At 64.6% G+C, this 21,309-nt stretch carries 17 protein-coding genes and 1 pseudogene; 5 read left to right on the forward strand and 13 right to left on the reverse strand.

Going from position 1 to position 21,309, the window contains the following annotated elements:
• The first annotated feature begins 2 nt into the window (after nucleotides 1-2).
• Nucleotides 3-1,013, forward strand: a complete 1,011-nt coding sequence (locus LDZ26_RS05960; RefSeq protein WP_244848586.1) for an inorganic phosphate transporter — start codon at nucleotides 3-5, stop codon at nucleotides 1,011-1,013.
• Nucleotides 1,014-1,061: 48 nt separating this feature from the next.
• Here the strand turns inward: LDZ26_RS05960 and LDZ26_RS05965 are convergent, their stop codons facing one another.
• From LDZ26_RS05965 to LDZ26_RS06020, 12 genes and pseudogenes are all read right to left on the reverse strand, one after another.
• Nucleotides 1,062-1,868, reverse strand: a complete 807-nt coding sequence (locus tag LDZ26_RS05965) for an SDR family oxidoreductase (protein ID WP_244848587.1) — start codon at nucleotides 1,866-1,868, stop codon at nucleotides 1,062-1,064.
• 606 nt (nucleotides 1,869-2,474) lie between these two features.
• A pseudogene (locus LDZ26_RS05970) lies at nucleotides 2,475-3,650 on the reverse strand (NlpC/P60 family protein); the annotation flags it as partial.
• 193 nt (nucleotides 3,651-3,843) lie between these two features.
• Nucleotides 3,844-5,727, reverse strand: coding sequence for a PhoH family protein (locus LDZ26_RS05975; RefSeq protein WP_244848588.1), 1,884 nt, complete (start codon nucleotides 5,725-5,727; stop codon nucleotides 3,844-3,846).
• 381 nt (nucleotides 5,728-6,108) lie between these two features.
• Nucleotides 6,109-6,570 carry a peroxiredoxin gene (locus LDZ26_RS05980; protein ID WP_244848589.1) on the reverse strand — a complete coding sequence of 154 codons (462 nt, stop codon included), beginning with the start codon at nucleotides 6,568-6,570 and terminating at the stop codon, nucleotides 6,109-6,111.
• A gap of 59 nt (nucleotides 6,571-6,629) precedes the next feature.
• Nucleotides 6,630-7,526 carry a polysaccharide deacetylase family protein gene (locus LDZ26_RS05985; protein WP_175940247.1) on the reverse strand — a complete coding sequence of 299 codons (897 nt, stop codon included), beginning with the start codon at nucleotides 7,524-7,526 and terminating at the stop codon, nucleotides 6,630-6,632.
• Nucleotides 7,527-7,535: 9 nt separating this feature from the next.
• Entirely contained in the window at nucleotides 7,536-8,582 is a 1,047-nt protein-coding gene (locus LDZ26_RS05990) for a bifunctional UDP-4-keto-pentose/UDP-xylose synthase (RefSeq protein ID WP_244848590.1), read from the reverse strand.
• Nucleotides 8,579-9,565, reverse strand: coding sequence for a formyltransferase (locus tag LDZ26_RS05995; protein ID WP_244848591.1), 987 nt, complete (start codon nucleotides 9,563-9,565; stop codon nucleotides 8,579-8,581). The genes LDZ26_RS05990 and LDZ26_RS05995 overlap by 4 nt, the downstream gene beginning before the upstream one ends.
• The gene (locus LDZ26_RS06000; protein ID WP_244848592.1) at nucleotides 9,562-10,605 is read right to left on the reverse strand and encodes a glycosyltransferase; all 1,044 of its coding nucleotides are present in this window, start codon (nucleotides 10,603-10,605) and stop codon (nucleotides 9,562-9,564) included. The genes LDZ26_RS05995 and LDZ26_RS06000 overlap by 4 nt, the downstream gene beginning before the upstream one ends.
• Nucleotides 10,606-10,621: 16 nt before the next feature.
• The gene (locus tag LDZ26_RS06005; protein WP_244848593.1) at nucleotides 10,622-11,779 is read right to left on the reverse strand and encodes a DegT/DnrJ/EryC1/StrS aminotransferase family protein; all 1,158 of its coding nucleotides are present in this window, start codon (nucleotides 11,777-11,779) and stop codon (nucleotides 10,622-10,624) included.
• A 35-nt stretch (nucleotides 11,780-11,814) separates the two neighbouring features.
• Nucleotides 11,815-12,186, reverse strand: coding sequence for an SMR family transporter (locus LDZ26_RS06010; protein WP_244848594.1), 372 nt, complete (start codon nucleotides 12,184-12,186; stop codon nucleotides 11,815-11,817).
• Nucleotides 12,187-12,271: 85 nt separating this feature from the next.
• Nucleotides 12,272-13,945 carry a glycosyltransferase family 39 protein gene (locus LDZ26_RS06015; protein WP_244848595.1) on the reverse strand — a complete coding sequence of 558 codons (1,674 nt, stop codon included), beginning with the start codon at nucleotides 13,943-13,945 and terminating at the stop codon, nucleotides 12,272-12,274.
• Between the two features lie 331 nt (nucleotides 13,946-14,276).
• Nucleotides 14,277-14,651: an Mth938-like domain-containing protein gene (locus LDZ26_RS06020; protein ID WP_244848596.1), complete on the reverse strand. Its 375-nt coding sequence runs from the start codon at nucleotides 14,649-14,651 to the stop codon at nucleotides 14,277-14,279.
• Nucleotides 14,652-15,143: 492 nt separating this feature from the next.
• Between LDZ26_RS06020 and LDZ26_RS06025 the strand changes: the two genes are divergently transcribed.
• From LDZ26_RS06025 to LDZ26_RS06040, 4 genes are all read left to right on the forward strand, one after another.
• Entirely contained in the window at nucleotides 15,144-16,382 is a 1,239-nt protein-coding gene (locus LDZ26_RS06025; RefSeq protein WP_206468098.1) for a pyridoxal phosphate-dependent aminotransferase, read from the forward strand.
• A gap of 26 nt (nucleotides 16,383-16,408) precedes the next feature.
• On the forward strand, nucleotides 16,409-17,725 hold the full coding sequence (locus LDZ26_RS06030; RefSeq protein WP_244848597.1) for a homoserine dehydrogenase: 1,317 nt from the start codon (nucleotides 16,409-16,411) through the stop codon (nucleotides 17,723-17,725).
• 15 nt (nucleotides 17,726-17,740) lie between these two features.
• On the forward strand, nucleotides 17,741-19,186 hold the full coding sequence (thrC, locus tag LDZ26_RS06035; protein WP_244848598.1) for a threonine synthase: 1,446 nt from the start codon (nucleotides 17,741-17,743) through the stop codon (nucleotides 19,184-19,186).
• 222 nt (nucleotides 19,187-19,408) lie between these two features.
• On the forward strand, nucleotides 19,409-21,001 hold the full coding sequence (locus tag LDZ26_RS06040) for an ABC-F family ATPase (protein WP_244848599.1): 1,593 nt from the start codon (nucleotides 19,409-19,411) through the stop codon (nucleotides 20,999-21,001).
• Nucleotides 21,002-21,096: 95 nt separating this feature from the next.
• On the opposite strand, the gene LDZ26_RS06045 is transcribed toward LDZ26_RS06040, so the two are convergent.
• The gene (locus tag LDZ26_RS06045) at nucleotides 21,097-21,300 is read right to left on the reverse strand and encodes a DUF1289 domain-containing protein (RefSeq protein WP_244848600.1); all 204 of its coding nucleotides are present in this window, start codon (nucleotides 21,298-21,300) and stop codon (nucleotides 21,097-21,099) included.
• Nucleotides 21,301-21,309: the final 9 nt, after the last annotated feature.

Consider the following 21,309-nt stretch of genomic DNA (forward strand, 5'->3'; position numbering starts at 1 on the left):
TGATGCATTCGATTCAACTCGCTATCTGGGCAGTCGCTACGCTCGTCATGGTCGCACTCGTGTTCGACTTCATGAACGGCTTCCACGACGCCGCCAACTCCATCGCGACGGTCGTTTCGACCGGCGTGCTGAAGCCGCAGCAAGCCGTCGCGTTCGCGGCGGCGTTCAACGTCATCGCGTATTTCATCTTCCACCTGAAAGTTGCCGCGACGGTCGGCAGGGGAACGATCGACCCGGACATCGTCGATCACTACGTCATCTTCGGCGCGTTGGTGGGGGCGATCGGCTGGAACATCGTCACGTGGGTGTACGGCATTCCGTCGAGCTCGTCGCATGCGCTGATCGGCGGGCTCGTCGGCGCGGCGCTCGCGAAGTCGGGCTGGGGTTCGCTCAACTGGGACGGGCTTCTGAAAACGGTGGCGTTCATCTTCATCTCGCCGCTGCTCGGCTTCGTGCTCGGCTCGTTCTTCATGCTGTTGGTGTCGTGGCTGTATTTCCGCACGCCGCCGTCGAAAGTGGACCGGCGTTTCCGGCGCCTGCAACTGCTCTCGGCTGGACTGTATTCGCTCGGGCACGGCGGCAACGACGCGCAGAAGACCATCGGCATCATCTGGATGCTGCTGATCGCGACCGGTTACGCTTCCGTGGGCTCGGACGCGCCGCCGATCTGGGTCATCGGGCTCTGCTATCTGTCGATGGGGCTCGGCACGCTGTTCGGTGGATGGCGCATCGTGCGCACGATGGGCCAGAAGATCACGAAGCTCAAGCCCGTCGGCGGCTTTTGCGCGGAGACGGGCGGGGCGATCACGCTTTTCGTCGCATCGTTCCTCGGTATTCCCGTTTCCACGACGCACACCATCACCGGCGCGATCGTCGGCGTGGGCGCGACGCAGAAGTTCAGCGCGGTGCGCTGGGGCGTCGCTGGCAACATCGTGTGGGCGTGGATTCTGACGATTCCGGCTTCGTCAGCGCTCGCCGCGGCGGGCTGGTGGATCGGACACCGCTTCCTGTAAGCAGTCAGCTTGGCCCGCGGCCCGCGTGAGAAAGCGGGCCGCGGCGCATCAGATGATCGGCGACGACACTCCGTCCATCGGGATGATCGCGCCCGACACATAACTCGCGCGGCGGCTCGCCAGAAAGAGGGCGACGTCGGCAATCTCCTCCGGTTTTGCGTAACGCCCGAGCGGCACCTTGGCCTGACTTTCGGCGAGCACCTGATCGCGGGTGACGCCTTGTCGTTGCGCTTCCAGTTGCAGCGCTTCCTCGACGCGCTCGGTGAGCGTCGCGCCCGGATTGATCGCGTTGATGCGAATGCCGAGCTTCGCGTAGTGATGCGCGAGGCCGACCGTATTGAGCATGAGCGCCGCGTTGGCCGCGCCGCCCGCGATATGAATGTCCGTCGCGATCTTGCCGCCCATGCCCACGATATTGACGATCGCGCCCGGCTCCGCGCCGGGGTCGTTGCGCAGGCGTTCGGCCATGCGCTTGAGCACGACCTGTTGCGGATAGACGTACGAGAAGTACTTTGCGTCCATCGCGGCCTTGTAGGCGGCGGCGTCGAGCGTATCGGGGTCGTAGCGGCGGGCGGCGCCTGCGCTGTTGACGAGAATATCGATGGGACCGAGCGCCGCGCTTGCTTCTTCGACCACGTCTTCCGCGCTATGCGCCTCGTGCAGATCGGCGCGCGCGAGGTGGACGTGATGACCGTCGGCCGCGAGTTGTTCGCGCGCACGGGCGAGATTCGCGGCATCGCGCGAGACGATTGCGACTTTCGCGCCTTCGCCCGCGAACGCCTTCGCGCACGCAAAGCCGATTCCCTTGCTGCCGCCCGTGATCAACACGACCTTGCCGGCCAGTCCCAGATCCATGATCTTGCGCTCCTATCGGTTCTTTGATGCCGCTGTCGAGGAAGTATCGGACACGATAGCAGAGCAGGGCGCGGGGTGTCGCATTGCGCGGCTTGCGTCGCGTCAGTCGGCGCCTGTTGCGAACCGGGCGATGGGGTCGTCGTTCGATGCGGCGCGCGGCGGAGTAAGCGAGCCCGTCGACGCCCGCATCGCGCGCACGGGCGGTTCGGCGGCCTGCGACGCCATGGCCGCTTGCGCTTGCTGCCGCGCGGCGCGTGAGAGTGGCGGCGGAGGCTCGTAGGCATCGGCGGCGGCCTGAATCGGGTCGGGTGCCTGGCTCGCGGACGCGGTTGTTCTTCTGCTGGCTGTCTGCGACTGACGCTGTGCGGCGGTCAAAGATGCGGGCGGCGGTTCATATGCGTCCGCGCTGGCGGCTGCGGTGGACGTTTTACGCGCGTAAGCCGAAGCCGCTGCTGACGATTGCCGCTGCGCCGCGCTCGACGAAGCGGGCGGCGGCTCGAAGGCGTCCGCGCTGGCGGCTGCGGCAGGCGTTTGACGCGCGTAGGCCGAAGCTGCAGCAGACGATTGCCGCTGCGCGGCGCTCGACGAAGCGGGCGGCGGTTCGAAGGCGTCCGCGCTGGTGGCTGCGGTGGGCGTTTGACGCGCATAAGCCGAAGCCGCAGCCGACGATTGCCGCTGCGCCGCGCCCAACGAAGCGGGCGGCGGTTCGAAGGCGTCCGCGCTGGCGGCTACGGTGGGCGTTTGACGTGCGTAAGCCGAAGCCGCAGTAGACGATTGCCGCTGCGCGGCGTTCAACGATGCGGGCGGTGGTTCGAAGGCATCAGCATTGACGGGTACCCCAGACGTACCGCGCGCATAAGCCGAAGCCGACGATTGCCGCTGCGCCGCGCCCAACGAAGCGGGCGGCGGTTCGAAGGCGTCAGCACTGGCGGCTGCGGTGGGCGTTTGACGCGCGTAAGCCGAAGCCGCAGCAGACGATTGCCTCTGCGCAGCGTTCATCGACGCTGGCGGCGGCTCGAAAGGGTCCGCGCCGGTGGTGGCGGCCGGCTTTTGGCGGGCGTAGACGGAGGCGACGGAAACCCCGGCCGTCGTCGCTGAGACAGGCGCGCGGCCCGCATAAGCCGAAGTCGCTGCGCCGATTGACGTCGACGGTCGCTCGACCGCAATCGCGCTGGCAGTTGCCTCTTCGGACCCCGCCCCACGCCCCGCCACATACGTCGGCGCATCGAACGGCGTCGGCGCCGTCTTCGGCGGCGCGACGCGGCGAATGCCGTCGAACCGCTTCGCCCAGTAAGGATTCGTCAGGTAATCGAGCCGCACCGTGCCGCCCGTCGACGGCGCATTCACGAAACGCAGCTTGCCGACATAAATGCCGACGTGCGAATGCGGTCGCCCGGTCGTGTTGAAGAAGATCAGATCGCCGGGCGCGACTTCGTCCGGCTCGATGGATTCTCCGCGCCCGCTCATTTCGGCGGTCGTGCGCGGCAGATTCACGGATGCGGCGCGATCCACCACATAGCGCACGAGCCCGCTGCAATCGAAACCCGCCTCGGGCGTATTGCCGCCCCAGCGATAGGGCACGCCGACGAGCGACATCGCCTGAATGGAGATCTCCTCGCGCCCGACGCTGTGATCGACGAAGTTCGGGAAGCCCGACGGCGGCTTATACGCGCGCGGCGTCGTGCTGGCCGAGACCGCAGGCTTACGCGCCGCTTGTTGCGGCGCGCTTCCGCACGCAGCAAGCAGGACGGACACGAAAAGCGGTAGCCAGATTCGACGCATTGAAGCCGAGCGAGCGCGCTCGCCGAAGAGAAGACAGTCCGCCGATACTAGCCCGCCGCACGGCCGTGCGGCAAGACATCGTGAGGTTCCACTTTAACTTTGTGCGATAAGTGTTGCGAGAGCGGAACGCGTAAACAAAACAAAAGCCCGGCGGATCGCTCCACCGGGCCGTTTCATCGAACCGCGCGTGGCGTTACAGAATGTCCGAAGCGTAATCCGCGAGCCGCGAACGCTCGCCGCGCGCCAGCGTCACATGGCCGCTGTGCGTCCAGCCCTTGAAGCGGTCGACGACGTAAGTCAGCCCCGAACTCCCCTCGGTCAGATACGGCGTGTCGATCTGCGCGATATTGCCGAGGCACACGATCTTCGTACCCGGACCGGCGCGCGTGACGAGCGTTTTCATCTGCTTGGGCGTCAGGTTCTGCGCTTCGTCGATGATGACGTATTTATCGACGAACGTCCGCCCGCGCATGAAGTTCATGCTCTTCACCTTCAGCCGCGAGCGGATCAATTCCTGCGTGGCTGCGCGGCCCCATTCGCCGGCGGCGTCGTCGGTTTTCTGGAGGACTTCGAGGTTGTCGTCGAAGGCGCCCATCCACGGCTGCATCTTCTCTTCCTCGGTACCCGGCAGAAAGCCGATGTCCTCGCCGACCGGCACCGTCGCGCGCGTCACGATGATCTCGTTGTAGCGCTTGTCGTCGAGCACTTGCGCGAGGCCGGCTGCGAGCGCCATCAGCGTCTTGCCGGTGCCCGCCTGACCGAGCAGCGTGACGAAATCGACTTCCGGATTCATCAATAGATTCAGCGCGAAGTTCTGCTCGCGATTGCGCGCCGTGATGCCCCACACATTGTTCTTGTGATGCCCGTAGTCGCGCAGCGTCTGCAAGAGCGCCGTCTTGCCGTTCAGTTCGCGCACGACCGCGTGGAACGACGGCTCGCCGTTCTGCGGCTCGAGATAGACGAACTCGTTGACGAGCATGGACGGGCAGAGCGGCCCGGTCACGCGGTAATACGTGGTGCCGGTCTTGGTGTCCTGCCAGCTTTCCATGCCCTTCGCGTGCTTCGTCCAGAAATCCTGAGGCAGCGCGCGCACGCCGGAATAGAGCAGGTCCTTGTCTTCCAGCACCTGATCGTTGAAGTAGTCCTCGGCGGGCAGCCCGAGCGCATGCGCCTTGATGCGCATGTTGATGTCTTTCGACACCAGCACGACCTGCCGGTCCGGCCGCTCCTTCTGCAGCGCGCGCACGACGCCGAGAATCTGGTTGTCCGCCTTGCCGACGGGCAAGCCTTCGACCGGCTCGATGTCGGTCAGCGTCGTCTGGAAGTAGAGGCGGCCGAGCGCGTCGCGGTTGCCCTGCGCGGCCAGCGGAATGCCCTCCGACATCTGGCCCGCGTGCGCGACGAGCGCGTCGAGCGTGCGGCTCACCTGACGCGCATTGCGCGCCACTTCCGACATGCCCTTCTTGTGATTGTCGAGCTCTTCCAACGTCATCATCGGCAGATAGACGTCGTGTTCCTCGAAGCGGAAAAGCGAACTCGGGTCGTGCATCAGCACGTTGGTGTCGAGCACGAAGAGCTTGTGCAGTTCCTCCTCGACCGCGCCGCGCTGGCGGCGCTTGTTCTGCGTGCGCGCGTCCTTGACGGGCGCGGCGCTCGGAGCCGGCGTCGCGGCGGGCGCGTCCGCGCGCGCCTCGCGCTTGACGGGACGGGCTTCCTCGCTCGTCTCTTCGTCTTTCTGGCGCGCAGCGGGCACGGGTTGCAACAGCGCGGCAGTCTGCTTCGTGCGACGGCCGCGCGGGGCGGACGCAACGGGCGCAACCGGCGCAGCAGCGGCGGGTGTCTCGGTCGATGCGTCTTGCGGCGCCTGCGCGAGCACGTCACTGGCGATGGAGCGCAGCGTGGTGGCCGCATTCGCAGCGGCGGGACGCTCGGCGGCAACGGTCTCGACCGAGCCGATGGCGTCGTCGTCGCTCGCCGCAGCCGCTTTTTTCGGCTGCTTCGAAGGCCGGGCTTTGGCCTTGTACTCTTCGGCCGGAAGGAGATGGCCGAGCTTGGCCGGGGCGGTAGGCAAAGGCATGGTGTTCCCTCGAAAGGAATCGGGTCGTGTATCGTGCGCCGCCTGTCGCATCCTGCTCGTCCGCCCGTAAGCTACGTGTGCCGCAGTTTGCGCCCGGTGGCGCGCTTCGTTGTCGAAAACGCCGGTTCGCCTAGGTTTCGATCTGCTCCTTGAGGTTGCGTCGCGCCCACGACAAAAGCGAGGAAGCGCGCGACACCAATAAAAAAGCCGCCGTTCCGGCTACCGGAACCAGCGGCTGACTTCTCTTTCAGAGCGCCTGCGCCGTGCCCGTTCCACATAGCCCGGGTCCATGCCGACCGCGCCAGACGGCATACGGCGGCTCGCGCAAAGGCTTGAGGAATGGGGTGGACAGGCGCTCATTGCGAATCAATATAGCGTGCCTCAAATGGCTTGTACAGCCTCGACGATGGCCTCTACGTGCCCTGGCACCTTGATGCCGCGAAACTCGCGCCGCAGCACGCCGTCAGCGTCGAGCAGAAACGTCGAACGCTCGATGCCGCGCACTTCCTTGCCGTACATCTTCTTCATCCTAATGACGTCGAACAGCGAGCAAATGGCTTCATCGGCGTCGGAGACGAGCGTGTAGGGCAGTTCCAGCTTGGCCTTGAAGTTGTCGTGCGACTTCACGCTGTCACGCGAGATGCCGACAATCTCCGCGCCCGCCGCCTTGAACTGGTCGTAGTGGTCGCGAAATTGCAGACTCTCCGTGGTGCAGCCCGGCGTGTTGTCCTTCGGATAAAAGAAGAGCACGACTTTCTGGCCGCGCAGGCTGGAAAGCGTGAACTCGCCGCCCGTGGCGGGCGCGGTGAAGTCGGGAACGGGCTGGTCGACTGCGACTGGCACGAAGGTTTCTCCTGTTGTTGTCTTGTGTTCGCTGTGTATCGCCGATGCAAAACGGCGTCTCAGCCCGGCTGCACGATCAGCTCGCCCGCGCGGCCCGGGATCTCGCCCCACGTCACGGGATAAGACGGCAAGCTCGCGCGGTCGAGCGTCGCATGATAGTCGCCCATCGTGGCGAAGCTGTGTCCCTGCGCGCGCCAGCCCGCGAGCAGCTGCTCGAATACCGGCGCGAGCTTCTGGCCTTCGAGCTCGGCATGCAGCGTGAACACCTGATCGTGCGGGTTATTCGCCGTATGACGCAAGACGTGCGCCGCGACGTTGCTCTCGTCGACGCCGTTCACGCCGAGCACTTCGTCGAGCGTGGGCAGGGTGGTCGGCATCTGAATGTGCGCGAGCGTGCGGCCGTCGAGCACCGGAATGTACGGCGTGTGTCCGCGTCCGTCGGAGGCATAGCGCATGCCCCAGGCGTCGATCTGCTCGAACGCATAGCCGTTCATCTGCCAGCCCGCCGCGCCGTGCGTGACGGGCGGCGCGCCGAAGATCTCGACGAAGCGCGCGTGACTTTGCTGCATCTGCGCGACGGTCCACGCGCGGTCGCGCGAACGCACGTTGTCCTGCCAGTAGACGTGATCCCACGTATGGATGCCGCATTCGAAGCCGGCTTCGTGGATCGCGCGCATCTCCGACACCGCGCGCCGGCCGATATCCGGCCCCGGCAGCAGCACGCCGTACATCAGCGTTTTGATGCCGTAGTGTTCGACCACCGACGTGCGCGACACCTTTTGCAGAAAGCCGGGCCGGAACACGCGGCGCAGCGCCCAGCCGGTGTGATCCGGGCCGAGGCTGAAAAGGAACGTCGCGCGGGCGTTGTACTTGTCGAGCAGGCGCCCGAGGTTCGGCACGCCTTCACGCGTGCCGCGCAGCGTATCGACGTCGATTTTGAGGACGATGCGGGCCACGCTGCGGTCTTACGCCTGTTCGACGAGCTTGCGGGCTTCGCCCACGTGTCCGCGATACGCCTCGAAGATCTTGCGAAGCGCGTCGTCCATCGTGGCTTGCGGCGCCCAGCCGAGCTCCTGCATCGTGTTGTCGATCTTCGGCACGCGGTTCTGCACGTCCTGATAGCCGGTGCCGTAGTACGCGCCCGACGACGTCTCGACCAGTTGCACGTGCTTGGCCGTATCCGCGTATTCGGCGAACTCGCCCGCGAGCGCGAGCATCTTGTTCGCCAGTTCGCGCACCGAGAAGTTGTTCTTCGGATTGCCGATGTTATAGATCTTGCCCGTTGCCACGCCGTCCTTGTTCTCGATGATCTTCATCAGCGCGCCGATGCCGTCGTCGATATCCGTGAACGCGCGCTTCTGCGCGCCGCCATCCACGAGGCTGATGTTCTCGCCGCGCACGATATGGCCGAGGAACTGCGTCACCACGCGCGACGAACCTTCCTTCGGCGTGTAGATGGAGTCGAGGCCCGGGCCGATCCAGTTGAACGGGCGGAAGAGGGTGAAGTTGAGCCCTTCCATGCCGTAGCCCCAGATCACGCGGTCCATCAGCTGCTTCGAGCACGCGTAGATCCAGCGCGGCTTGTTGATGGGACCGTACGAGAGCACGGAATTTTCCGGGTCGAACTGCTCGTCCGTGCACATGCCGTACACCTCGGACGTCGACGGAAACACGAGATGCTTGCCGTACTTCACGGCCGAACGCACGATCGGCAGATTCGCCTCGAAGTCCAGTTCGAACACCCGCAGCGGCTGCTTCACGTAAGTCGCGGGCGTGGCGATGGCAACCAGCGGCAGGATCACGTCGCACTTCTTCACGTGATACTCGACCCACTCCTTGTTGATGGTGATGTCGCCTTCGAAGAAATGCATCCGCTCGTGATTCGCGAGGTCGCCCAGACGATCGGTTTGCATGTCCATCCCGAAGACTTCCCAGTCGGTGGTTTCGAGGATGCGCTTGGACAGGTGATGGCCGATGAAGCCGTTGACGCCCAGGATGAGAACTTTTTTCATGAATGACGAGAGGATTGAATGAGTCGGCCGAATTCGGCGGAATCGACGGCGCGTTCTTCGCCCAAAGGTTGCGACGCGCTGTCGAGCAGCCGGTGACGCAGCTCGTACACGGCGATCACGCGGCCATCGCCGCAGACGCCAAACAGCGCATTATCCGTCACCGTCAGGCCCGGCGGCAAACTGGCCATTGCCGCGAGCCGCGCGGCCGCTAAGCCGGGCGCGCCGGTCGGGGGCACGAGCCGCGCGCGCGCGACGATGAAGCGATGCTCGCCGATATCGGTGAAGGCGCCAGGATAAGGCGGCGCAACCGCGCGAATCAGGTTGTAGACGCGCTCTCCCGGCTGCGTCCAGTCGATGCGGCCGTCCTCCGGCTTGCGCCCGCCGTAGTAGCTGCCAGACGCCAGATCGTTCGGCAGATGCGGCGCTTCGCCGGCGAGCAGGGCGGGCAGCACGCGCCAGAGCGTCTGCTCGGCGGCGACCACGGTCTTGTCGAAGACCTGCGCGGCGGTGTCGTCCGGCAGGATCGGCACGGGCGTCTGGGCGAGGATCGCGCCGGCGTCGGGCTTTTCGGCCATTTCGTGCAGCGTCGCGCCGGTTTCGGTCTCGCCGTTGAGCACCGCCCAGTTCGTCGGCACGCGGCCGCGATACTTCGGCAAGAGCGAGCCGTGCATGTTGTACGCGCCGCGTTTTGCAAGCGCGAGCAGCGCGACGGGCAGCATGTGCCGGTAATAGAACGAGAAGATGAGATCGGGCGCGGCTTTCGCCACGGCTTCGTGCACGTCGGGCGCTTTGGGATCGGCCGGCGTGATGACTTCGATGCCGCGTGCCGCCGCGACCTGCGCGACGCTGCCGAACCAGATGTTTTCGCTCGCGCTGTCCTCGTGCGTGACGACGAGCGCGACATCCACGCCGCGCGCGAGCAGCACTTGCAGACAACGCACGCCGACGTTGTGATACGCGAAGACGACGGCGCGCGGCTTCATCGGCCCGGTTCCTCGCGGCCGATCACGGCGGCGGCGACCGGCTGCACGGGTTCCTGCATCGGCTTGCTCGCGATGGAAAGCCCGTCGCGTTGTTCAAGAATCGTCTGCACGAGATAACGCGGGCGCGCGCGTACCTGCTGATAGATGCGGCCGATGTATTCGCCGAGCAGCCCGAGCGCGAAGATGATGACGCCGAGCATGAAGAACGTGATGGCGAAGAGCGTGAACACACCCTGAACTTCCGCGCCGAACATGAAGCGGCGAATCAAGAGCAGCACGAAGAGGCCCGCGGAGCCGACCGACAGAATCACGCCGATGAACGACAGCCATTGCAGCGGCACCACCGAAAAGCCGGTGACGAGGTCGAAGTTCAGGCGAATCAGGCTATAGAGCGAGTACTTCGATTCGCCCGCGAAGCGCTCCTCGTGCGCGACGTCCACTTCGATCGGATTCTGCGCGAACGTGTACGCGAGCGCCGGAATGAACGTGTTGATCTCGCCGCAGCGGTTGATCGTGTCGATGATGTGCCGGCTGTACGCGCGCAGCATGCAGCCCTGGTCGGTCATGCGAATCTTCGTGATGCGCTCGCGCAGGCGGTTCATCGCGCGCGACGCCTTCTTGCGCCACAGGCTGTCCTGCCGCTGCTGGCGGATGGTGCCGACGTAGTCGTAGCCCTCGCGCATCTTCGCGACGAGCTTGCCGATTTCTTCCGGCGGATTCTGCAGATCGGCGTCGAGCGTCACGACGATCTCGCCGCGCGACTGCTCGAAGCCCGCGAGAATCGCCATGTGCTGGCCGTAGTTGCCGTTGAGCAGAATGACGCGCGTCGTGTCGGGGCGCGCGTGAAACTGCTGCGCGAGGAGCGCGGCGGATTTGTCGCGGCTGCCGTCGTTGATGAAGATGACTTCATACGACGCGCCGAGCGCATCCAGTGCCGGATACAGACGATCGAACAGGGCGGCGAGGCCGTCCGCCTCGTTGTACACCGGAATGATGACCGAGACCTCGGGCGAACTCGCCGGAAAATCGGTATGACTCATGTGGCTGTGCGTTTCCTTAACGATTGTGTCCATACTGCTCGCAGATTTCGTCGACGGACTTCACGACATGCGCGACATCGTCCGCGCTCATGCCCGGAAAGAGCGGCAAGGTCACGGTGCTCGCGCCGAAGCGCTCCGCATGCGGGAACATGCCTTCCTTGAACCCGCGCTCGCGGTAAAGCGTGAACAGATGCAGCGCCGGATAATGCACGCCGCTGCCGACATTGCGCTCCTTCAGTTGCGACATGAACTCCGCTCGCGTGAGGCGCAGGTTTTCCAGCGGCAGCGCGATCTGAAACATGTGCCAGTTGCTGTCGGCGAAGTTCTTCACCGGCAGGCCGACGCCGAGCCGCGCCGCCGCGCCGCCTTCGAACGCGTCGAAGTAGAGACGCGCCAGTTCGCGGCGGCGTTCCGTGATCGACTCGATCCGGCGCAGCGAGCCCAGACCGACGCGCGCGGCGACATCCGTGAGATTGTATTTGCCGCCCAGCACGTCGCAGTCCATGCCGTCGAAGCCCGTGCGCGTGATGCCTTGCAGCCGGTACTTGCGCGCGAGTTCCGCTTCGTCTTCGTTGTTCATCACGAGCGCGCCGCCTTCGATCGACGTCACGTTCTTGTTCGCGTGAAAGCTGATCGACACCAGATCGCCGAACGAGCCGATGCGCTTGCCGCGCCAGCTGGCGCCGACCGCCTGCGCGGCGTCTTCGATCACGCGCAGCTTGTGGGCGCGCGCGATCTCGTAGAGCCGGTCCATGTCCACCGGCAGGCCCGCGAGATACACCGGCATCAGCGCTTTCGTGCGCGGCGTGATCGCGCGTTCCAGCAAGTTCAGGTCCATGTTGCGCGTGACCGGGTCGATATCGACGAAAACCGGCGTGGCGCCCACTTCCAGAATGACGTTCGCGGTTGAGACCCAGGTCATCGGCGTGGTGATGACTTCGTCGCCCGCGCCGACGCCCGCGATCCGCAGCGCAATTTCCATCGTGCAGGTGCCGGAATTGAACGCGCGCACCGGACGGCCGCCGAAGTACGCGGACAGCTCCGCTTCGAACTGCTGATTCTGCGGGCCGGTGGTGATCCAGCCGGAGCGCAGCACGTCGACGACGCCCTGAATGGTCTCTTCGTCGATCTCGGGCTTGACGAAGGGCAGGAACGGCCGCGAGGTCTGAGTCATGGAGTGTGTGCTTAAAGAGTGGAGAGAATCCGGGGTCAGCCGCGCGCGAGCACGGCCACGCCGACGAGAATGATGCCGATGCCGACGAGCCGCTGCACCGACAGCACTTCGCCGAACAAATACCATGCCGCGAACGCGTTGACGACGTAGCCGAGCGAGAGCATCGGGTAGGCGACCGAAACGTCCACGCGCGACAGCCCGACGATCCACACGACCACGCTCACCACGTAGCACGCGAGGCCGCCGATGATAGGCCACTGCGTCGCGATCTTGAAACCGACCGGCAGAATGTTCGCCGGCGTCATGTCGAAATGGCCGACGGCGTTCACGCCCGCCTTGAGCAGCAACTGGGCGCAAGCATTCAACAATACGCCGATGACGATGCAAGTGAAGGAAATCGGGTTCATCGATGAAGAATAAGGATACTCGGTTCGCCGCCGGATGCCGAACGCTCGTGCGCCGGCGGCACTTTGGCGGGGCGGCGCCGCGCCATCAGGGCTGCGGTTTTTCGACAATCACGCGGCGGGCGTCCCGGGCGATGACCTGCATCGGCACATGGCGCGCGAGCATGTCGTCATAGCGCGACGGCGGCAGCAGCGCAAGCGCGTAGCGGTCGGCGTCCCATTGTTTCACCCAGTCGTCGAGCGTCGGCAGCCACTTCTGCGGCTCCGCATGCACGCCGAAGTTCAGCTCGTCGGCTTCCTGCACCATGATCATCGTATGGCCGAGGTAGAAGGGCATCGTGTGATCGAGCTTCGCCACCGAATAGAACGGCGTGTCGGGCGGCAGCTTCGCCATCGCGGCCTTCACGGCGGGGACGAGCTTCACGCCCGAGCTGTCGGTGCCGAAGACGTCGTGGCCGGTGCCCGCGATGGTCCCGAGCAGCAGCCACGCCGCGCCGAGTCCCGCCGCGCCCGCGAGCACGCTGCGGCGGTTCAGCCACAGCGCGACGATCGTCACGACGAACGCCACCGCGAGTCCCGCATAGACCCACACCTGGAACTCGCGATACAGCGCATTCGGCGTATTCGCGCTGCCGGCCCGGCCGATGAAAATCGCGCCGAACGCCGCGGCGATCAGAAACACCGCATAGCCGATCAGATGCCTGCGGTAGTGCGTGCGCGTGAGCGACGGCAGATACAGCCCCAGCACGAGCGCGATGGCCGGCGCAATGGGCAGCACGTAGGAAATCAGCTTCGAATGCGATGCGCTGAAGAACAGGAAGATGAACGCGGACCAGACGAGCAGCATCGTCACCGGCGCGAAGCCGTTCGGCTGGCGCGGCGTCTTGATGCCGTGTCGCACGCTCTGGAACGCGATGGACAGCCACGGCAGGAAGCCGACGATCAGCACCGGCACGAAGTAATAGAACGCGCCGGGGCGGTTCTGCTCGGGCGTCAGATAGCGCTTGAACTGCTGGACGATGAAGAAGAAATCGAAGAACTCGGGATTCTTCATCTGCACGAGCACGAACCACGGCGCGGCCACGACGAGAAACACGATCAGCCCGCTGCCGATATAAAGCCGCTTCCACAGCGCCCAGTCGCGCGAAACCAGCGAATAGAGCACGAGCACCGCGCCCGGCAGAATCAGCCCGACCAGGCCCTTAGAGAGCACGGCGGCGGCCATCGCGGCCCAGCAGAGCCACATCCACAGGCGCACCTGCCGCGTCGGCAGACCGGGGCGCTGTGCGAGCAGCAACGCGCACAGCGTCACTTCCATCCAGAACGACAGGCCCATGTCCAGCGTGTTGAAGTGGCCCATCAGGTTCCAGTACGGGCACGTCGCGAGGATCACCGCGGCGGCGAAACCGGTCATCGCGTTGAACACGCGCGCGCCGGTGTAGCCGACGAGCAGCACGCCCGCGAAGCCTGTGAGCGCGGTGTAGAGCCGCGCCTGCCATTCGCCGATGCCGAACCACGCGAACGTCAGCGCGTTCGCCCAGGTTTGCAGCGGCGGTTTCTCGAAATACTTGTAGCCGTTGTAGCGCGGCGTGATCCAGTCGCCGGTCACGAACATCTCGCGCGCCATTTCCGCGTAGCGGCCTTCGTCGCTCGGCACCAGATGACGCAGGCCGAGCGGCGCGAACCAGACGATCGCGAGCGCGAGTACGAGAAGAATGAGCGAAAGACGTGTGAGCGGTAGCCGCGAAGGCGTATCGTTCATGAAGTCGACCTGTCCGATGCCGCAATTGCGGCGCTAGTGATTCGAAATGGCTTGGCGAGGCGCGATGCCCGCGCTTTCGTGCTTCCGGCGCTTTCATGCTCCCGGTGCGCGCCGCATCTTGAGGCACGCATGAGCCGCCGAAGTTCATCGGCCAGGGCATGCGGGACGCGGCGGCGTGCGCGCGCCGGGCGGGAGTGTATCGCACGGACGGCCGCGATTCGTCAATTTGGCGCACGCTTACTGGCGCATGCAAACCCCGCGCGGCGGCCGTGGGAGCCGTGAGTGTGCCTGACCCCGGCTTATCGGACGCTTATTGAAGCTCCGGTCGACATCACCCTTCGATCAAAAGCGCCGCGGCGACGCGCCGCCCCTCGGACATCAGAATGTTGTAGGTGCGGCAGGCCGCGCCGAAGTCCATTGTCTCGACGCCGATGCGGTGCTTCGCCAGATTCGCGACGAGGCGCGGATGCGGAAAGCGCAGCTTCGCGCCGCTGCCGAAGATCACCACTTCGGGCGCGGCTTCGATGAGCGCATCGAAGTCGGCGGGGGTGAGGGCGTCGAACGCGGTGACGGGCCAGTCCTGCACGGGCGCGTCCGGCACGATGATGACGCTGCCTTCGTGGCGCTGGAGATTGACGGCCACGAAGCCTTCGCCGTAGCTCGTGATGGTGTTGAGCGCGCCGCTGGATTCCTGATGAAGTTTCAAAACGATGATCCGGCAAGGAAAGAGGGGGCGGGCCTGGTTCCGGCTGACGCGCCGCGACCGATCCGGCGCGGCACTTGAACGGGGCGGAGCGCTCCCGCCGATGGCGCACGATGGTGCATTGCGGAACTGAGCCATAATCAGTAAATTATAACTTTCCGGCCGCCGGGTTCGCTTGCGGCGCCCGTTGCGCTCGCGTGCCGCCACAAGCCGCCATCGACACGCAATCCGGCCGGCAGCGCCCTTGCCCTATCTGGCCCGGCGTCAATCGCGGCGCCGGCCATTGCGCAAAGCCAAACGGCTGGGTCGGCCGCACAACTCCGTAACATCCCGCTTTGCCTGTCCGGCGCTGTTTCGTCGATACTCGTCGACACTTCGGCGATACTTCGAGCGGCGCCGCGCGTCCGAACGGCGCGGCGGCCGCCGAAATCGCCCGCTTCAGCAGCCGCACAACAAGCGAACCCGACAGCCCGTTCAACATAAGAGCCGCTAGCCGTGAAACCGATCCTTAAATCCAACAAGCTGCAAAACGTCTGCTACGACATCCGCGGACCCGTGCTCGAGCACGCGAAGCGCCTCGAAGAGGAAGGGCATCGCATCATCAAGCTGAACATCGGGAATCTGGCGCCGTTCGGCTTCGAGGCGCCGGACGAGATCATTCAGGACATGATCCGCAATCTTCCCGGCTCGTCGGGCTATTCGGATTCCAAGGGCGTGTTCGCGGCGCGCAAGGCGATCATGCACTACACGCAGCAAAAGGGCGTGGCGGGCGTCGAACTGGACGACATTTTCATCGGCAATGGCGCGTCCGAGCTGATCGTGATGGCCATGCAGGCGCTTCTCAACGACGGCGACGAAGTGCTGCTGCCCGCGCCCGACTATCCGCTGTGGACCGCGGCCGTGAGCCTTTCGGCTGGCACGCCGCGCCATTACATGTGCGAGGAAGGCAACGGCTGGATGCCGGATCTCGACGATATCCGCGCGAAGATCACGCCGAACACGAAGGCGCTCGTCGTCATCAATCCGAACAACCCGACGGGCGCGCTGTATTCGGACGAACTGCTGCTGGAACTGATCGGCATTGCGCGCGAACACGGTCTCATCATTTTCGCGGACGAGGTCTACGACAAGATCGTCTACGACGGCAAGACGCATACGTCGATGGCCGCGCTGTCCGAAGACGTCATCACGGTCACGTTCAATAGCCTCTCGAAGAGCTACCGCTCGTGCGGCTACCGCGCGGGCTGGATGGCGATTTCGGGGCTGATCGAAGAGAACCGTCGCCGCGCGAAGGACTATCTGGAAGGGCTCGGCATTCTCGCGTCGATGCGCCTGTGCCCGAACGTTCCCGGCCAGTACGCCATTCAGACGGCGCTCGGCGGCTATCAGAGCATCAACGACCTGATCGTGCCGGGCGGGCGGCTCTTCAAGCAGCGCGATCTCGCCTACGACATGCTCACGGCCATTCCCGGCGTGAGCTGCGTGAAGCCGCAGGCCGCGCTCTACATGTTCCCGAAGCTCGATCCGAAGATGTACCCGATCGCCGACGACCAGCAGTTCATCACGGACCTGCTGCTCGAAGAGCGCGTTCTGCTCGTGCAAGGCACCGGCTTCAACTGGCCGACGCCGGATCACTTCCGCGTGGTCTTCCTGCCGAACATCGACGATCTGGCCGATTCGATCAACCGCATCGCGCGCTTCCTCGACGGCTATCGCAAACGGCACTCCGCTTAAATCTCCCTTTATAAGACTCGCGCAGTATGGAACCGATCAAAGTAGGACTCTTGGGCTTCGGCACGGTGGGCAGCGGCACCTTCACGGTGCTGCGGCGCAATCAGGAAGAAATCAAACGACGCGCGGGCCGCGGCATCGAGATCGCGCGCATCGCGGTGCGCACGCCGGCCAAGGCCAAGGCGGCGGAGGGCGTCGCGGTCACGGACGACTTCCACGCGGTCGTCGACGATCCTGCCATCGATATCGTGTGCGAAATGATCGGCGGAACGGGTTTCGCGCGCGAACTGGTGCTGCGCGCGATCGCCAACGGCAAGCACGTCGTGACCGCGAACAAGGCGCTGCTCGCGGTCCACGGCACGGAGATTTTCGAAGCGGCGCGCGCGAAGGGCGTGATGGTCGCGTTCGAGGCGGCGGTGGCGGGCGGCATTCCGATCATCAAGGCGCTGCGCGAGGGGCTGACCGCGAACCGCATCGAGGCCATCGCGGGCATCATCAACGGCACGACGAACTACATTCTTTCGGAGATGCGCGACCGCGGCATCGACTTCGCGACGGCGCTTTCGGCCGCGCAGGAGCTGGGCTACGCGGAAGCCGATCCGACCTTCGACATCGAAGGCGTGGACGCCGCGCACAAGATCACGATCATGAGCGCAATCGCGTTCGGCGTGCCGGTGCAGTTCGACCGCGCGTACGTGGAAGGCATCAGCAAGCTCGCGGCCATCGACATGCGCTACGCCGAGGATCTCGGCTATCGCATCAAGCTGCTCGGCATCGCGCGGCGCACGGAGAAGGGCATCGAGCTGCGCACGCATCCGACGCTCGTGCCGGAAAAGCGCCTGCTCGCGAACGTCGAAGGCGCGATGAACGCGGTCGTCGTGCATGGCGACGCGGTCGGCATGACGCTCTACTACGGCAAGGGCGCGGGCGCGGAGCCGACAGCTTCGGCCGTGGTCGCCGATCTCGTGGACGTGACGCGGCTGCATACCGCCGATCCGGAGCATCGCGTGCCGCATCTGGCTTTCCAGCCCGATAGTCTTTCGAACACGCCGATCCTGCCGATCGACGAGATCACGAGCGGCTATTACCTGCGGTTGCGCGTGGCGGACGTCACGGGCGTGCTCGCCGACATCACGCGCATTCTGGCGGACAAGGGCATTTCCATCGACGCGCTCTTGCAAAAGGAATCGCAACAGGTCGATGGCGCCCACGAGGGCGAAACGGACATCATCCTCATCACGCACGAGACCGTGGAAAAGAACGCGAACGCGGCGATCGCCGAGATCGAGGCGCTCGCGACGGTGGTCTCGAAGGTGACGAAGCTGCGCATCGCAGCCCTCAATTAAGCGCAGGAAAGCGACATGAACTACATTTCGACGCGCGGCGCCGGCACCGGCGAGCGCCACACGTTTTCCGACATCCTGCTCGGCGGTCTTGCGAAGGACGGCGGCTTGTACTTGCCGGCGGAGTATCCGCGCGTATCGGCCGATGAACTCGCGCGCTGGCGCACGCTGTCGTACGCGGATCTCGCATTCGAAGTGCTCTCGAAATTCAGCGACGACATTCCCGCCGACGATCTGCGCTCGCTCACGCGCAAGACGTACACGGCGCAGGTCTACAGCAATGTGCGCCACGAAGAAAGCGCCTCGCAGATCACGCCGCTCAAAACGCTCGGCGTGGAAAACGGCGCGCCGCTTTCGCTGCTGGAACTCTCGAACGGTCCGACGCTCGCGTTCAAGGACATGGCCATGCAACTGCTCGGCAATCTGTTCGAGTACGCATTGGCCAAGCACGGCGAGCAACTGAACATCCTCGGCGCGACGTCGGGCGACACCGGCAGCGCCGCCGAATACGCGATGCGCGGCAAGACCGGCGTGCGCGTCTTCATGCTGTCGCCGCACAGGAAGATGAGCGCGTTCCAGACCGCGCAGATGTTTTCGCTGCAGGACCCGAACATCTTCAATCTGGCCGTGGAAGGCAACTTCGACCACTGCCAGGACATCGTGAAGGCCGTGTCGAACGATCATGCGTTCAAGGCCAAGCACAAGATCGGCACGGTCAATTCGATCAACTGGGCGCGCGTCGTGGCGCAGGTCGTCTACTACTTCAAGGGCTATTTCGCCGCGACCAAGAGCAACGACGAGCGCGTGTCGTTCACCGTGCCGTCCGGCAACTTCGGCAATGTGTGCGCGGGACATATCGCGCGCATGATGGGCCTGCCGATCGACCAGCTCGTCGTCGCCACGAACGAAAACGACGTGCTCGACGAGTTCTTCAGGACGGGCGTGTATCGCGTGCGCGGCGCGGCGGAGACGTATCACACGACATCGCCGAGCATGGACATTTCGAAGGCGTCGAACTTCGAGCGTTTCGTGTACGACCTGCTTGGCCGCGATCCGGCGCGCGTCGTGCAACTTTTCCGCGATGTCGAGGAGAAGGGCGGGTTCGATCTCGCGGCGAGCGGCGACTTTGCCCGCGTGAAGCAGTTCGGCTTCGTGTCGGGCAAGAGCGGCCACGACGACCGCGTGCAAACCATCCGCGACGTCTTCGAACGCTACGACACGATGATCGACACGCACACCGCGGACGGGGTCAAGGTCGCGCGCGAGAATCTCAAGCCCGGCGTGCCGATGATCGTGCTGGAGACGGCGCAGCCGATCAAATTCGGCGAAACCATCCGCGAGGCGCTCGAACGCGAGCCCGAGCGGCCGGCTGCATTCGTGGGACTTGAAAAACTGCCACAAAGGTTCGATATCGTTCCTGCCGATGCGGCTGTCGTGAAGGCTTATATCGCCGAGCGGACCTGAGGGTTCGGGGGCGAGACGACGCGCGGGGGCGCGGTCCAACGAGGGCCGCGCCCCCGCGGCGCTTTCGGCGCGCGCTTCGCGGCCGGACGGCCGCATCGCGGGCATTTTTGCCGGATGCCGCGCCGGACAACCGCCCGCATAACGGCTTCAGACGGCGAAAAAGCCGTCAAAAGCTGCTAAAATCTCAGGTTTTTCGCCGTACTCCATTCGAAAGGACGCGCCGTGCTGTCTACCGCCAATATCACCATGCAATTCGGGCCCAAGCCCCTCTTCGAGAACATCTCGGTCAAGTTCGGCGAAGGCAATCGCTATGGCCTGATTGGGGCGAACGGCTGCGGCAAGTCGACGTTCATGAAGATTCTGGGCGGCGATCTCGAACCCAGTTCCGGCAACGTCATGCTGGAGCCGAACGTGCGTCTCGGCAAGCTGCGTCAGGACCAGTTCGCGTACGAAGACATGCGCGTGCTCGACGTCGTCATGATGGGCCACACCGAAATGTGGGCCGCGATGACCGAGCGCGACGCGATCTACGCGAACCCCGACGCCACCGACGACGACTACATGCGCGCCGCCGAACTCGAAGCGAAGTTCGCGGAATACGACGGCTACACCGCCGAAGCGCGCGCGGGAGAACTGCTGCTCGGCATCGGCATCAACATTGCCGACCACAACGGCCCGATGAGCAACATCGCGCCGGGCTGGAAGCTGCGCGTGCTGCTCGCGCAGGCGCTGTTCTCGAAGCCCGACGTGCTGCTCCTGGACGAGCCGACCAACAACCTCGACATCAACTCGATCCGTTGGCTGGAAGACGTGCTCAACCAGTACAACTCGACGATGATCATCATCTCGCACGATCGGCACTTCCTGAACCAGGTCTGCACGCACATGGCGGACATGGACTACGGCACGCTGAAAATCTGGCCGGGCAACTACGACGACTACATGCTCGCGAGCACGCAGGCGCGCGAGCGTCAGCAGGCCGCGAACGCCAAGGCGAAGGAACGCGTGGCCGACCTGCAGGACTTCGTGCGCCGCTTCTCGGCCAACAAGTCGAAGGCGCGCCAGGCCACCAGCCGCCTGAAGATGATCGACAAGATCAAGATCGAGGAATTCAAGCCGTCGTCGCGGCAGAACCCGTTTATCCGCTTCGACTTCGAGAAGAAGCTGCATAACATCGCGGTGGTGGCCGACAGCATCACGAAGAAGTACGACCGCACCATCTTCCAGAACTTCAACTTGAGCGTGCAGCCGGGCGAACGAATCGCGATCATCGGCGAGAACGGCGCGGGCAAGACCACGCTGCTCAAGGCGCTGAAGGGCGCGCTGGAACTGGACGGCGGCACGGTCAAGTGGGCGGAAAACGCGAATGTCGGCTACATGCCGCAGGACACGTACGAAGAGTTTCCGAAGGACGAGACGCTGACCGAGTGGGTCGACCAGTACCGTCAGGAAGGCGACGACGACCAGATGGTGCGCGGCACGCTCGGCCGGCTGCTGTTCAACGCGGACGACATCAAGAAGAACGTGAAGGTGCTGTCGGGCGGCGAGAAGGGCCGCATGATCTGGGGCAAGCTGATGCTCGGCCGCCACAACGTGCTGCTGATGGACGAGCCGACGAATCACATGGACATGGAGTCGATCGAGTCGCTGCAGATCGCGCTGGACAAGTTCGAAGGCACGCTCATTTTCGTGTCGCACGACCGCGAGTTCGTGAGCGGGCTGGCGAACCGGATCATCGAAGTGAAGACGGACGGCACGCTGCGGGACTTCGGCGGGAACTACGAGGATTTTCTGGCGAGCCAGGGGATTCAGTAAGTCGGCGAGTTCGGCCGCTGAAGGGAAAAAAGCCGCGTTCGCGGCTTTTTTCGTTTGCAGACGCCCGTTTTGTCGTGTCAGGCAACCGCCAACGCTCACACCTTGTCATTGCGAAACCGCATCGCGGTTGCCTCGCGCGTGATCCGCTCCCAGATCCCGCGCTTCTCCTCGTCGCTCAGAAACACCCAGTTCGAGACCTCGCCCGCCGTGCGGCCGCAGCCTTTGCAGACTTCGTCGAAAAGCGTGGAGCACACGCCGATGCAAGGGCTGTCGGGAAGGTCGTGAAGAATCGAAGACATGAGCGGGAT

Source organism: Caballeronia sp. SL2Y3 (genome assembly GCF_022879575.1).
Lineage (GTDB): Bacteria > Pseudomonadota > Gammaproteobacteria > Burkholderiales > Burkholderiaceae > Caballeronia.